At 69.8% G+C, this 13,769-nt stretch carries 13 protein-coding genes; 9 read left to right on the top strand and 4 right to left on the bottom strand.

Annotated elements, in window-relative coordinates; all coding sequences use genetic code 11:
• The first annotated feature begins 59 nt into the window (after window positions 1–59).
• Window positions 60–1,532, top strand: coding sequence for a DASS family sodium-coupled anion symporter (locus tag K8640_RS18075; RefSeq protein WP_223748152.1), 1,473 nt, complete (start codon window positions 60–62; stop codon window positions 1,530–1,532).
• 81 nt (window positions 1,533–1,613) lie between these two features.
• Here K8640_RS18075 and K8640_RS18070 read toward each other — a convergent pair whose 3' ends face one another.
• Window positions 1,614–2,171 carry a hypothetical protein gene (locus K8640_RS18070; RefSeq protein WP_046715624.1) on the bottom strand — a complete coding sequence of 186 codons (558 nt, stop codon included), beginning with the start codon at window positions 2,169–2,171 and terminating at the stop codon, window positions 1,614–1,616.
• A gap of 246 nt (window positions 2,172–2,417) precedes the next feature.
• Here K8640_RS18070 and carF point away from each other — a divergent pair, with 246 nt between their 5' ends.
• The gene (gene carF / locus K8640_RS18065; protein WP_141323756.1) at window positions 2,418–3,284 is read left to right on the top strand and encodes a plasmanylethanolamine desaturase; all 867 of its coding nucleotides are present in this window, start codon (window positions 2,418–2,420) and stop codon (window positions 3,282–3,284) included.
• A gap of 31 nt (window positions 3,285–3,315) precedes the next feature.
• Here the strand turns inward: carF and murI are convergent, their stop codons facing one another.
• A complete protein-coding gene (murI, locus tag K8640_RS18060; protein WP_223748151.1) occupies window positions 3,316–4,134 on the bottom strand; it encodes a glutamate racemase in 819 nt (272 codons plus the stop codon).
• A gap of 114 nt (window positions 4,135–4,248) precedes the next feature.
• A complete protein-coding gene (locus K8640_RS18055; protein ID WP_223748150.1) occupies window positions 4,249–5,529 on the bottom strand; it encodes a hypothetical protein in 1,281 nt (426 codons plus the stop codon).
• A 163-nt stretch (window positions 5,530–5,692) separates the two neighbouring features.
• On the opposite strand from K8640_RS18055, the gene K8640_RS18050 reads away from it, so the two are divergent.
• Genes K8640_RS18050 through K8640_RS18020 form a run of 7 tightly spaced genes read left to right on the top strand, consistent with a single transcriptional unit; the run spans window position 5,693 to window position 12,457 of the window.
• Entirely contained in the window at window positions 5,693–6,403 is a 711-nt protein-coding gene (locus tag K8640_RS18050) for a MotA/TolQ/ExbB proton channel family protein (RefSeq protein WP_046715628.1), read from the top strand.
• 13 nt (window positions 6,404–6,416) lie between these two features.
• Window positions 6,417–6,890, top strand: a complete 474-nt coding sequence (gene tolR / locus K8640_RS18045; protein WP_223748149.1) for a protein TolR — start codon at window positions 6,417–6,419, stop codon at window positions 6,888–6,890.
• Between the two features lie 3 nt (window positions 6,891–6,893).
• Window positions 6,894–7,676: a TonB family protein gene (locus tag K8640_RS18040; RefSeq protein ID WP_141323752.1), complete on the top strand. Its 783-nt coding sequence runs from the start codon at window positions 6,894–6,896 to the stop codon at window positions 7,674–7,676.
• The gene (locus K8640_RS18035) at window positions 7,673–8,968 is read left to right on the top strand and encodes an LpqB family beta-propeller domain-containing protein (protein ID WP_223748148.1); all 1,296 of its coding nucleotides are present in this window, start codon (window positions 7,673–7,675) and stop codon (window positions 8,966–8,968) included. Before K8640_RS18040 ends, K8640_RS18035 begins: the two co-directional genes overlap by 4 nt.
• Before the next feature lie 50 nt (window positions 8,969–9,018).
• The gene (locus tag K8640_RS18030; protein WP_223748147.1) at window positions 9,019–10,203 is read left to right on the top strand and encodes an aminotransferase class V-fold PLP-dependent enzyme; all 1,185 of its coding nucleotides are present in this window, start codon (window positions 9,019–9,021) and stop codon (window positions 10,201–10,203) included.
• A 17-nt stretch (window positions 10,204–10,220) separates the two neighbouring features.
• Window positions 10,221–11,156 (top strand): Ppx/GppA phosphatase family protein, encoded by a 936-nt coding sequence (locus K8640_RS18025; RefSeq protein WP_223748146.1) that lies wholly within the window; start codon window positions 10,221–10,223, stop codon window positions 11,154–11,156.
• The gene (locus tag K8640_RS18020) at window positions 11,153–12,457 is read left to right on the top strand and encodes an MFS transporter (RefSeq protein ID WP_223748145.1); all 1,305 of its coding nucleotides are present in this window, start codon (window positions 11,153–11,155) and stop codon (window positions 12,455–12,457) included. The genes K8640_RS18025 and K8640_RS18020 overlap by 4 nt, the downstream gene beginning before the upstream one ends.
• Here the strand turns inward: K8640_RS18020 and K8640_RS18015 are convergent.
• Entirely contained in the window at window positions 12,447–13,766 is a 1,320-nt protein-coding gene (locus K8640_RS18015) for a lysophospholipid acyltransferase family protein (RefSeq protein ID WP_223748144.1), read from the bottom strand. The genes K8640_RS18020 and K8640_RS18015 overlap by 11 nt on opposite strands.
• Between the last annotated feature and the right edge of the window lie 3 nt (window positions 13,767–13,769).

Here is a 13,769-nt window from a genome sequence, read left to right as displayed (position 1 = left end):
GGGAGGCCCGGCTTTCCCCTCCCACCCCCGGCACCACCTGTGCGACGGTGCCACGTCATATGGGTGAGCAGGCCGCGCGCGGCGCGACGACGGGACAGTGGGTGGGACGTTTCGCGGGCCCCCTGGCCGCTGGCCTCATCTACGGGGTTCCCTCCGGTCTGCACACCCTGCCCGGCCTGGACCACCGCCCCGCCGCCGCCGCCGCCGTGGCTGCGTGGATGGCCCTCTGGTGGTTCACCGAGGCCGTCCCCATGGCCTGGACGGCCGTGCTCCCGGTCGTGCTCTTCCCGGTGCTCGGCGTGTTCGACACGGACAGCGTCGCGGTGGCCGCGGGCCGCTCCGTGCTGCCTTTCCTGGACCCGTACATCTTCCTCTTCATGGGCGGCATGGCGCTGGGCGCCGGCATGGAGCAGTGGGGCCTGCACCGCAGAATCGCCCTGCTCATCATGCGCGCGGTGGGCACCGGCCCCCAGCGGCTCTTGTTCGGCATGCTCGCGGCCAGCGCCGCCGTGTCGCTCTGGATTTCCAACACCGCCACCGCGGTGATGATGGTGCCCATCGGCATGGCGCTGCTCGCCCAGCTGCGCGCGTCGGAGGGCCGCCCGCTGGAGCACTTCGGCGCGGCGCTGATGCTCGCGGTGGCCTACGGCTCCAACCTCGGCGGCATCGGCACCAAGATTGGCAGCCCCACCAACTCCGTCTTCGCCGGCGTGGTGTCGCGGCGGCTGGGCACGGACGTGGGCTTCGTCGAGTACATGGTCGCCGCCCTCCCCTTCGTCCTCCTCTTCCTGCCCGTGGCGTGGGCGGTCTTGTGGAGATGGGCCCGGCAGGACCGGATGGGCCCGGGCCAGGGCGGAGACGTCATCGCCCGGGAGCTCGAGCAGCTGGGCCCCATGTCCCGCGGGGAGCGCACCGTGGGCGTCGTCTTCCTCGTGGCCGCGATGCTGTGGATTTTCGGCGACCCGCTGCGCGCGCTGCTCGCGCCGGGGGTGGCCCGCGCCTTCGACGGCTTCAAGCTGGGCGGCAAGCACTACGAGGCCGCGGTGGCCATCGTGGGCGCCGTGACGCTGGTGGTGCTGGGCCGGCTGTCGGTGGCCGCGCTGCGCCGGGTGCCCTGGGACACGCTGCTCCTGCTCGGCGGAGGCTTCGCGCTGGCGGCGGGCATCGAGGCCAGCGGGCTTGCCTCGTGGATGACCTCGCGCCTGTCGGAGCTGGAGTCACTGCCGGGGCTGGTCCAGTACGGCACGGTGGCCAGCGCCACCATCCTGCTGTCGGCCATCGCCTCCAACACCGCGACGACGAACGTCATGCTGAACGTGCTGCCCGCCTCGCGGCCCTTGTTGGCGGTGAGCACCTTCGCGGCCTCGTGCGACTTCGCCCTGCCCGCGGGCACGCCGCCCAACGCCATCGTCTTCGGCAGCGGCGTGGTGCGCCTGCCGGTGATGATGCGCACGGGCATCCTGCTGGACGTCCTCGCCGCGCTGCTGCTCACGGTCTACGGCGCCACCTGGGTCCGGTGGGTGCTGCCCTAGCGAGGCGGGAGGAGGTGTCGACTGGAGGACAGTCGACGCGCCCGGGGCAGCAAGGCCACCGGGGCGACGAACGGCGGGGGGCTACTGCTCGCCCTCTCCCGCCAGGTAGCTGAGGATGACCTCGTCGAGGCTCTTCTCGGAGATGAGGTCCTCGCCGAAGAGGGTCTCCACGCCGACCTCGTTGATCTTCGGCTTCTCCTTGAGGGCCCGAGCGGCGGCGACCTCCGGAGGCAACACGGGTGCGACAGGCGCGACGGGCACCACCACCGGCTTGGGGGCCATCGGCTGGCCGGTCTGCAGCTTCGCCTGGGCCTGGTCGGCCTCGGAGGCGAGCTGACCGGGCTGGTACGACCGGACGGCGGACTCGTAGTTGTCGTACACGCCGTTGATGAGGTTTCGCAGCATCTCCTTGTGCTGCTCCTCCATCAACTCGCGCACGACCTCCGCCAGGCTCTCCGCGTTGAGGATGTCCGAGTAGGACGTCTTCTTCGACGCGAGGATGTTCCCGCCCACGAACAGGTGGGTGATGATGTGGGGATTGTTGACGCCCGAGTCCTCGGTCTGGACGTGGTAGACCTTCCCCTTGTGCTTGATGTTGTGGTTGAAGCCGGTGACGGCCTTCTCGAAGGTTTTCGTCATTGCCGAGTGGGCGGACCGTACCAGCCGCTTCCCCACGTCGCAAGGTAAGCCTCGCCCCCGCATGTCCGTCCCGCGCGCCTGCCCGCCGGGCATGACGCAAAACCTGCGGCGGGAGCCCGCCTGCCTTGCGACCCGGCCTTCGAGTGCGCCCGCGACTCCGGTCCGTTGAAAAGCCAAAAGCGGCTGGGGTACGTACAGGCTTTGGGTGTGGTGCTCCACGACACCCCCGGCCCAGGGACGCCACGGATGAAGAAGACGAACGAGATCAAGAACAAGGTCCGCCTGCAGGACGCCCAGGTCCTGGCCGAGGGCTACTCCCCCGCCATCCGCGCCATGGAGATTGGCGCCATCGTCAGCTTCGTGGCGCTGGAGCTCCTCCTCGTCTACCGGCTCTACAACAACCCGCACGGCGGGCCGTGGCTCCTGCTCGGCGCGGTGCTGCTGGGCTACCTGGCCGCGGACTTCGTCTCCGGCTTCGTGCACTGGATGGGGGACACGTGGGGCTCCACGGAGATGCCCATCCTCGGCAAGGCGCTCATCCGCCCCTTCCGCGAGCACCACGTCGACGAGAAGGCCATCACCCGCCACGACTTCGTGGAGACCAACGGCAACAACTGCCTCATCTCGCTGCCGGTGGCCGTGGCCGCGGTGAGCATGCCGCTGTCCAGCTCCGGCTGGGTGTTCGTGTCCAGCTTCCTGGGCGCGATGATCTTCTGGGTGATGGCGACCAACCAGTTCCACAAGTGGTCGCACATGGACGCGCCCCCGGCCCTCATCGGCTTCCTGCAGCGCATCCACCTCATCCTGCCGCCGGCCCACCACCAGATCCACCACACGGCGCCCTTCAACAAGTACTACTGCATCACCGTGGGCTGGCTGAACTGGCCGCTCAACCTGGTGTCCTTCTTCCCGCTGATGGAGCGGCTCATCACCCGCGTCACCGGGCTGGTGCCGCGCGAGGACGACATCGGCGACGAGGCCGCCCGCGCGCTCGTGGAGGCCGAGGGCGCCGCCGAGCCCCCCGTCGTCCAGGCCGCCAAGGAGCTGCTCACCAAGGCCACCACGACGGAGGAGGCCGCGCCCGCCACCGTCACCACCCGCCCCTCCGCCTGAGCACGCTGGGCCCGGAGCCGGGCCCACGCCGTCAGAACTTCAGGTCCACCTGCTCGGCGTGGGTGATGGGGCGGCCCAAAAAGCGCGCCCCCACCTCCATGAAGCGCTCGGGCACGTCGGTGACGAAGTAGTCGTGAGAAGGCGGCTTCTCCCCCGTCGCGGGCGCCAGCAGCCCCTTCTGCTCCAGCAGCGCCGCGACGGCCTGTGCGGTGGCCTCCGCCGAGTCCACCAGCGCGACGTCCGGGCCCACCACCTCCGCGATGACGCCCTTGAGCAGCGGATAGTGCGTGCAGCCCAGCACCAGCGTGTCCACGCCGTCCCGGGCGAAGTCCCCCAGGTACTCGCGCGCCGTCAGCAGCGGCACGTCCCCGGTGGTCCACCCCTCCTCCGCCAGCGGCACGAAGAGCGGACAGGCGCGGGCCTTCACCCGCACCCGCGGCCCACCGGCCTCCAGGGCCCGCTGGTAGGCGCCGGAGCGGATGGTGCCCGGCGTGCCGATGACGCCCACCCCACCGCCCCGCGTGCGCGCCAGGGCCGTGGAGGCGCCCGGCTGGATGACGCCCACCACCGGCACCGGCAGCGAGGCCTCCAGCGCGGGCAGCGCGGCGGCGGAGGCCGTGTTGCAGGCCACCACCAGCAGCTTGATGCCGCGCTCCAGCAGGAACTCCGCGTTCTTCAGCGAGTAGCGCGTCACCACCTCGCCGGACTTGGTGCCGTAGGGCACGCGCGCGGTGTCGCCCAGGTACACCGTGCTCTCGTGGGGGAGGCGGGCCATCAGGGCCTTGAGGACCGTGAGCCCGCCGATGCCGGAGTCGAATACGCCGATGGGATTGTGGCTGCCTTGCCGCATGTCCCGTGTCCCTATCACGTTTGATGCCAGCGACAGGGCCCACCCCCGCAAGCACGAAGGGCCGAGGCACCTGGCCCCGGCCCTTCTGTTCACCCCGCGAACGGGTGGGTTCGACTAGTTGGGGAACAGCGACACCAGCAGGGCATTGTTCGGGCCCGGGAAGGAGTGGCCCACCACGTCCACGGTGACGCTGTTGGCGACCGAGCGGTACTCGACGCCGTTGTTGGCCCGGGCGAACATCTCCACCTGGTAGCGGCCCGGACGCAGGAACTCGAAGACCACCGGCGCGTCGTTGCAGCCGTGCACGTCACCGACGATGCCGTACACCAGCTCTCCGGTGAAGACGTCGCGGAAGTTGATGGCCACGTCGTTGATGCCCGCCTGCGAGCAGCTCAGCGCGGAGCCACCGGCGCGCAGCTCCCACTTGATGGACGCGCCGCCAATCACCCACAGCGAGGCCAGCACGTTCGCCGAGCCACCCGACGGCACCGAGAACGAACCGGTGTAGTAGTACCAGGGGTTGTTCTGGGCATCGACCGCCACCAGCTGCAGGTCGTGGTTGCCCGCGCCCAGGTTGGTGTTGGTGATGGTGGCCCCCGCGCTGCCCGCCGAGCAGGAGAAGCGCTCCCACGGCCCGCCGTCGATGCGGATCTCCACGTGCGTCACCCCCGCCTGGCTGCAGTTGAAGCGGCTCGGCCCGTCCTGGAACTCCCAGCCCAGCGTCACGCCGGTGGCGGTGGAGCGCATGGAGCCGATGTACGAGGTCGGCGCGCCATAGTGCGTGGTCAGCCGGCCGTTGTGCTCGTAGACAGCGCGCAGCCGGGAGTCGAGCGCGACCATGATGACGTTGTGCTCCCCCGGGTCCACGTACAGCGACTTGATGGCGTTGCCGTTGCTGCCGGCCTCACAGTCGAAGCGGCCCCACTCGCTGTTGTCGATGCGCACGTCCACGTAGCGCACGCCGGCCGAGTTGCAGCTCGCGTTCCCCGGGAACTGCCACTCGAGGTACGCGTAGGACGGCGGGACGCCCGGCGGCAGCAAGTCGATCTCCACCGTCTGGTCGCCGTTGATGCGGAAGGTGCCGCTGCCCTCGTACAGCACCTCGTTGACGTAGCTGACCGCCTCCAACTGGAAGCTGTAGGTGCCCGGCTGGAAGCGGTGCAGGACGATGCCGTCGAAGCCATTGGCGCGGCACGGGTAGCGGCCATCGTTCTCCAGGCGCTCGCCCGGGATGTAGATGTTCACGCCCCGGACATCCGGGTCCTCGTCGCAGCGCAGGCCCGCGAGGGTCCAACGGAACGTCACGTCACCTTCGTAGGCGGGCTCGTCGTGGATGATACAGCCGGAGGAGACCGCCGCCAGGCAGAGGAATGCAACCAGCAGTCGGGAGTTCATGGGGGGCAACCTGTCTTGGGGTGATGAGGTGTTCGGCCCGTTTCAGTCACCTCGGACGACCCCTCCCGGGAATTATTCACCGGCACGGCCAATCCACTTCAAGCAGCCGGGCTTGCCCCGTTTGTTTGACCCAGTTGTAGCGGAGTGTTACGCGCTCCACCCCATGACGCCCCACCTGCCCCTGGCGCTCGGCGCCATGAACTACGTGGAGATCATCCGCGACGCGTCCTTCATCGAGCTGGCCGTGCTGCTGCTCCTGATGGGCGTCTCCGTGGCCTCCTGGGCCCTCATCGCGATGAAGGCCACCCAGCTCGCCAAGGCTCGCGCACAGTCTCTCACCTTCCTCGACACCTTCTGGAAGGCCTCCCGGCTGGAGGCCATCTACCAGACAGCCCAGAAGCTGGACGCCTCGCCGCTCTCCAAGGTCTTCTGTGCGGGCTACGAGGAGCTGACCAAGCTGGCGCAGGCCAAGGAAGGCGGCGCCGAGGGCGCCATGGCGGAGCGGCTGGGCGGAATCGAGAACGTGGAGCGCGCGCTGATGCGGGCGTCCACGTCGCAAATCACCGAGCTGGAAGCGCGCGTGTCGTTCCTGGGCACGGTGGGCGCGGCGTCGCCCTTCGTCGGCCTGTTCGGCACGGTCATCGGAATCCTGAGCGCGTTCAACCAGATTGCCGAGCAGGGCAACGCGACCTTGGCCACGGTGGCGGCGCCGGTGGGCAACGCGCTGTTCGCCACGGCGGCGGGCCTGTTCGCGGCGATTCCGGCCGTGGTCGCCTACAACTCGTTCGTCAGTCGCATCAAGGTGTTCGACACGGAGATGTCCAACTTCTCCGCGGACTTCCTCAACATCATCAAGCGTCACTTCTTCCGGTAGGCGGACCTCGACCATGGGCATGGGCGGAGGCAATCGCGGCGGTGGCCGCACCACGATGAGCGAGATCAACGTCACGCCCATGGTGGACGTGATGCTGGTGCTGCTCATCATCTTCATGGTGACCGCGCCCCTCATCCAGCAGGGCGTGAAGGTGAACCTGCCGGAGACCAAGGCGGCGCCGGTGGAGGCGACGGAGAAGAAGGTCGTGCTCTCCATCGACGCGGCCAAGAAGGTCTACATCGGCGACGCGGAGGTCGCGCTCGAGGAGCTGGAGGCGAAGCTTGCCGCCAACGCCAAGGTGCAGGCCGACAAGGAGGTCTTCCTCCACGCCGACCGGGACGTGCCCTACGGCACCGTCGTGGAGGTGATGGCGGCCGCCCAGCGCGCGGGCATCAACAACGTGGGGATGATCACGGACCCTTCCACGGGCTCCAAGACGTCCAACACGCAGTCGACCTCGAAGAAGCCCAAGGAGGCGAAGCGCTAACCCATGCATTCCGCGGTGAGCCACAGCCTGCTCCTCAGCAAGAGCTCACGGGTGTCGCCGTTCATCATCGCGTCGGTGGTGGGGCACGTGGCCCTGCTGTTGGCGGGGATGCTGTACGCCCACCTCAACGCCGGGCCCAAGGTGGACCTCACCGCGCAGCCCATCCGCGCCACGCTGGTGCGCCAGGGCAAGCCGCGCGACTCCAAGCTGCTGCCGCGCAAGGAAGCCCTGCCGCCGCCGCCCAAGCAGGTGGACGCGCCCAAGCCCGCGCCCGAGGCGCCGCCCGCGCCCTCCTCCGCCGCCGTCGCGGTGCCCATCCCCGGCGTCAAGCCGGAGCCCTCGTCCGCGCCGAAGCCCACGCCGGTGAAGGGTGAGAAGGACGGCGAGGACCGGCGCAAGCGGCTGTTCGGCGCGTTCGACAAGACGGCCAAGGCGTCCGAGGAGGAGCCCGAGGGCGCCGAGGACGGCGACCCGGACGGCGACTCGGCCACCGCCGAGGGCGAGCGCTACTTCGGCCTCCTGCAGGCGCAGGTGCGCCGCAACTACAGCGTCGCGGACACGATTCCGGAGTCCGAGCGACTGCACCTCAAGGCCCTCGTGGCGCTGCGGCTGGGGCGCGCGGGCGAGGTGCTGGACGTGAGCCTCACCAAGCCCAGCGGCAATGATTTGTTCGACTCGGCGGTCGTCGCCGCCGTGCGCAAGGCCTCACCCTTCTCGCCTCCTCCCGACCACCTCCGAGACGCGCTGCAGAAGAACGGCGTCAACCTGATGTTCAACGCCCTATGAAAGCCCTGCTCCTCTCCCTCCTCCTCGTCCCGCTTGCGGCCTTCGCCCAGACGCCGACCATCGAAATCTCCGGCGCCAACTTCCGCCCGCTGCCGGTGGCGGTGGCCGCGCCCCTCACCCAGAACGAGGGCGCCAAGGGCGCGGCGAACGCCTTCGACACCGCCTTCACCTTCGACCTCACCGCGTCCGGCATCCTCCAGGTGCTGGACCGCAAGAGCTTCACGGCCGACCCCAAGGAGGGCATGGCCGCGGGCACCATCACCTTCAGCCGCTGGGCGGACGTGGGCGCCGAGGCGCTGGTGAAGGTCTCGCTGGCGGACGACGCCGGCACGCTGCGCGGAGAGCTGCGCCTGTACAACGTGGGCACCGGCCGCGAGGACCTCAAGGTGACCAAGGACGCGCCGGTGAAGAACCCGTCGCTCTTGGCCCACCGGCTGGCGGACGCGCTCTACCGGCACTTCACCCGCGAGCCCAGCCCCTTCCTGTCGCGCATCACGTACGTGAAGAAGGCGGGCAACAACCGCGACATCGCCGTGGCGGACTGGGACGGCGGCAACGCCGTGACGCTCACCAAGGGCGGCATCAACATCCTGCCCTCGCTGAGCCAGGACGGCGCGCAGGTGGCCTATACGTCGTACCGCAAGAACCGGCCGGACCTCTGGGTGCAGCGCCCGGGTGGCGATGCGCGCATGGTGGTCTCCGACGGACAGATGATCACCGGCGGCGCGTTCTCCCCGGACGGCAAGCGCCTGGCGTACTCGCAGGCCGAGGGTGAGAGCGCTCAAATCTACGTGGCCAACGCGGACGGCTCCGGCGCCAAGGCCGTCACCGACACGCCCTACGGCCTGAACACCAGCCCCACCTGGTCTCCCGACGGCAAGCGCATCGCCTTCGTGTCCAACCGCGGTGGCAGTCCGCAGATCTACATCATGGGCGCGGACGGCTCGGGCGTGCGGCGGCTCACCTTCCAGGGCAACTACAACCAGACGCCGGACTGGTCTCCTCGCGGCGACCTCATCGTCTTCACCGCGCGCGACGAGCGCAACGCGTTCGACCTGTTCACCATCCACGTCGAGACGGGCAAGGTCACGCGCCTGACGCAGGACCAGGGCAACAACGAGGAGCCCGCGTTCTCCCCCAACGGCCGGCTGGTGCTGTTCTCCTCCACGCGCGCGGGCGGCACGCAGCTGTTCGTGATGACGGCGGACGGCAACAACCAGCTGCCCCTGCGGGCGGAGAAGGGCACGCTGTTGACGCCCGACTGGGCGCCGCTCGCGGACAGCCAGCCGTAGGACTCGCGGAGCGTTGACAGGGGGCGCGTGCTCGGGTGCAGTCCCCGCGCATGAGCGCCTCCCTCCGTTCCCACTGGGGATTGGATCCCCAGGTCCGCTTCCTCAATCACGGTTCCTACGGTGCGTGCCCCACCGCCGTGCTCCAGAAGCAGTCGGAGCTGCGTGCGCGGATGGAGGCGGAGCCCGTCCGCTTCCTGCACCGTGAAATCGAGCCCCTGCTGGACGAGGCCCGCGGCGTGCTCGCGGACTTCCTCGACGCGGACACCGAGGACGTGTCCTTCGTCACCAACGCCACCAGCGGTGTCACCACGGTGCTGCGCTCGCTGCGCTTCCAGCCCGGCGACGAGCTGCTCACCACGGACCACGAATACAACGCGAGCCGCAACGCGCTGGACTTCGTCGCCGAGCACGGCGGCGCCAAGGTGGTGGTCGCGAAGCTGCCGTGGCCGGTGACGTCCGCTCGGTCCATCGTGGACACGGTGCTCGCGCACGTGACGCCACGCACGCGGCTGTTCCTCGTGGACCATGTCTCCAGCCAGACGGCGCTGGTGATGCCGCTGGCGAGGCTCGTCTCGGAGCTGCGCGCGCGCGGCGTGGAGACGCTGGTCGACGGCGCGCATGGGCCGGGACAGGTGCCGCTGTCGCTGCGCTCGCTGGGCGCTGGCTACTACACGGGCAACTGCCACAAGTGGCTGTGCGCGCCCAAGGGCGCCGCGTTCCTGCACGTGCGCAGGGATTTGCAGCAGGGCCTGACGCCGCTGGCGGTGAGCCATGGGCGCAACTCGCCCCGCACGGACCGCTCCCGCTACCGGCTGTTGTTCGACTGGACGGGGACGCATGACCCGTCCGCCGTGCTCTGCGTCCCGGAGGCACTGCGCGTGGTGGGTGGCCTGCTACCCGGCGGCTGGCCCGAGGTGATGGCGGCCAACCGGAGCAAGGCCCTGGCCGCGCGGGCCCTCCTGTGCGAGCGGCTGAAGGTCTCCCCCGCCTGCCCCGAGGACATGGTGGGCAGCATGGCGGTGGTGACGCTGCCACCGGGCTACCCGTTGGAGCCCGAAGCTCCGCTCTACCTGGACCCGCTCCACCTGCGCCTGTTCGACGAGCACCGCATCGAGGTGCCCATCGTCGCGTGGCCCCGGCCGCCCGAGCGGCACGTGCGACTGTCCGCGCAGCTCTACAACACCCCGGACGAGTACGCCGCGCTGGCAGACGCTTTGGAAGCGCTGCTGCGTTGAGTAGGCTGGATACACATATGCCGCGATTCGCCACCATCGACATCGGTACCAACTCCGTGCTGTTGCTGGTCGCGGAGCGCACCGGGGACGGCCGCTTCGAAGCCGTCCTCGAGCGCGCTGAAATCACCCGCCTGGGACGCGGCGTGGACGCCACCCGCCGCCTGTCTGCCGAGGGCATGGAGGCCACGCTGTCGGTGCTCGAGGCCTTCGCGCGCGAGGCGCGTGAGCAGGGCGCGCAGGACATCGCGGTGTCGGCCACCAGCGCCGCGCGCGACGCGGTGAACGGCGCGGAGTTCCTCGAGGCCGCGAAGACGCGCGCGGGCGTCACGGTGGAGATCATCTCAGGGCAGCTCGAAGCGGAGCTGTCGTTCGCCGCGGTGAGCTCGGACTTCTCGGGCGAGGCGGCTGGGCCCTTGCTGGTGTTGGACATCGGCGGAGGCTCCACCGAGTTCATCTACGGCAACCCCGCGGGCCACGTGGACTTCCGTCACAGCTTCGACGTGGGCGCGGTGCGGCTCACCGAGCGCTTCGTGCGTTCGGACCCGATGTCCGCCGAGGACCGCGCGCGCATCCAGGCGCACCTGCGCGACACGTTCAAGGCGCTGCCGCCTCCACCTCCCGCCTCGGTGCTGGTGGGCGTGGCGGGCACGGTGACCACGGTGTACGCGGTGAAGCACGCCATCGACCCGTACGACGCGGCGCGGGTGCACGGCGGCACGCTGTCGGTGGGCGAATTGAGCGCGCTGGTGGACCAGCTGTGCCAGCAGCCTCTCGAGGAGCGGCGCACGCTGCCGGGCATGCAGCCCAAGCGCGCGGACGTCATCCCCTCGGGTGCGCTCATCCTGCTGGAGGCGGTGAAGGCGCTGGGGCTGGATGGCTGCCGGGTGAGTGACCGGGGCTTGAGGTGGGGACTGCTCGCGCACCGCTTCGGCGCGGGGGCCTCCCGTTCATGAGCGCGCCCTCCGTGAGCGTCTCTCCTCCCCCGTCTCCGTCGTCCCCCTCGCCCGCCACCACGCCCGTGGCCCCGGCGGCGAACGCCGGCTACGCGCTGCTCATCCTCACGCTCATCAACCTGGTCAACTACCTCGACCGATACATCGTCGCGGTGGCGCTGCCGGGCATCCAGCAGGAGTTCGGCATCAACGACACCCAGTCGGGCCTGCTGGGCACCATGTTCATCGTGGTGTTCATGCTGGCCTCGCCGCTGGGCGGCTTCCTCGGTGACCGGTATCCCCGCAAGTTCCTGGTGGCAGGTGGCGTGTTGTTGTGGAGCCTCGCCACGGGGGCCAGCGGGCTCGCGACGTCGTTCATCGCGCTGCTCGTCGCGCGGGCGGTGATCGGCATCGGCGAGGCGGGCTATGGCGCGGTGGCGCCGAGTATCATCTCGGACCTGTACCCTCGCGACCGGCGCACGCGGATGCTGGCGCTCTTCTACATCGCCATCCCCGTGGGCGCGGCCGCGGGCTACGGCCTGGGCGGGTGGCTGACGCAGAAGTACTCGTGGCACGTGGCCTTCTTCGCCGGAGGCGTGCCGGGCCTGATTCTGGGCGCGATGGCTTTCTTCATGCCGGAGCCGAAGCGCGGCGCCATGGACGGCCCGGACGCGCAGGTGAAGCTGCCCTTCATGGTGGGTTTGAAGGGGCTGGGACGCAACGCGGCCTTCTGGGCGGTGACGGCGGGCTACACGCTGATGACGTTCTCCATCGGCGGCCTGGGCTTCTGGATGCCGACGTACCTGGTGCGCGAGCGCGCGATGTCGGCGGACAGCTCCGGGTTCCTCTTCGGCGCGATTACGGCGGTGGCGGGCCTGTTGGGCACCGTGGCCGGCGGGTGGCTGGGCGACAAGCTGGACCGCAAGCGCGAGGGCGGTGGCCTGTGGATGTCGGGCATCGGCCTCCTGCTCGCGGCGCCGTGCATGTACCTGGCCGTGCACCTGAAGGACGTGGGGCCCACGTTCGCGGCCATCGGCGCCGCGCAGTTCCTCATCTTCCTCAACAGCGGTCCCATCAACGCGGCCATCGTCAACTGCGTGCCGCCCGCGTTCCGCGCCTTCGCCATGGGGCTCAACGTGCTGTGCATCCACCTGCTCGGGGATGCGATTTCGCCCACGCTCATCGGCAACATCGCCGACGCGTCCAACCTGCGCACCGCCATCGCGGTGAATGCCCTACCCGTGCTGCTCGGCGGACTGGCGCTGCTCGTCGGCGCGAGGTTGTTCCGGGACGCCGTTCCCCGGGAGCGCGCTACCGCCTGACGGCGGCGTCCACCTTCGGCCGGTATTCGTCCGCCAGTCGCTCCACCTCGGTCGCCAGCCGCTCGCCATCCGCGAGCAGCAGCGCCTTGAGGCGCGCGCGGTTGCCCAGCATGAAGAACACGTCCACGTCCCGGCGCAGCACATCCGAGCGCTCGGAGAAGTAGAGCGTGAAGAGGGCCAGCGGCGGCACCGCGACGAAGGTGAAGAGCGCGAGGAGCGCGCCCCCCAGCACGCCCGCCGTCACGGTGAGCGCCGCCCACCAGACGAGCATCACGACGAAGCCCGTGAGGAACTTCACCGTGGCCTGCACGTCGAGTTCCGCCTTGCGGCTGGCGGCCCGAGGCACCTGGTACGGCAGCCAGAACAGCACGAGCCCCAGCACGAACAGCGGCAGCCCGAACACCAGCGCGAGCAGGTTCTTCACGATGAACGACGTGACGTTGCCCGGCCGGTAGACGAGCGCCAGGTCCGACGGCCCCGTCGCGTGCACCAGGTCCAGCCGGCGCTTGAAGGACGTGAGCTGCGCGCGCAGGTCCTCGAAGCGCTCCGGCTCCTGCGTGCGGAAGAGCTGCACGCCACGAGCCCACAGACGCAGTCGCTCCGCATCCAGCGCCCCGCCCTGCTTGAAGGCGAAGAGCTGCTCGGCCAGCTGAATCAACGGCAGGTCCGCCCACTGCTCCAGGTTGAGTGTCACCGCGCGCAGCCCCTCGGCGATGCGCTCCGTCAGCGCGCGCACCGAGTCCTGCTCCGAAGCGGCGTCCGCGGGCTGGAACGCCGTGGCGTCGATGGCGGGCCCCACGTCGATGAGGACCTCGCTGCGGAACACATGCTTCTCCGCGTACGTCAGCCCCACGGGGACGATGCGCACGGGCGCCCCCTCTCGGACGGCGCTCAGCGCGATGCGCGAGGCGCCCGTCTTCAGCTCAGCGAGCCCCGGCTCCGAGTGGCTCTTTCCCTCCGGAAAGATGGTGATGGCGCGCCCCTGCACGAGCGCGCCCTTGGCCGCGTCGAGCGTGCCCTCGTTGCCGCCCATCTTCGTCGGGTCGTCCTGCTTGCGATACACCGGCAGCGCATCGAGCCCCTTCAGCAGCCAGCCGATGACGGGCATGCGGAAAAGCGGCGCCTTCGCGAGGAACGTCACCTTGCGGCGCGTGAGGATGAAGACGAGCCCGGGGTCGATGAGTCCATTGGGGTGGTTGCCCACGAAGAGCACGGGCCCCTCGGGCTCGGCGCCGGAGGCATTCACCCTCACCCGGTAGAACAGGCGCAGACACACCGCCACCACGGCACGGACACAGGCGTAGAACACGCC

The organism is Myxococcus sp. XM-1-1-1 (assembly GCF_020037095.1).
Classification (GTDB): Bacteria; Myxococcota; Myxococcia; order Myxococcales; family Myxococcaceae; genus Myxococcus; species Myxococcus fulvus.
The sequence above is the reverse complement of the archived record's forward strand: the minus strand, read 5'-3'. Positions and strand labels throughout refer to the sequence as shown.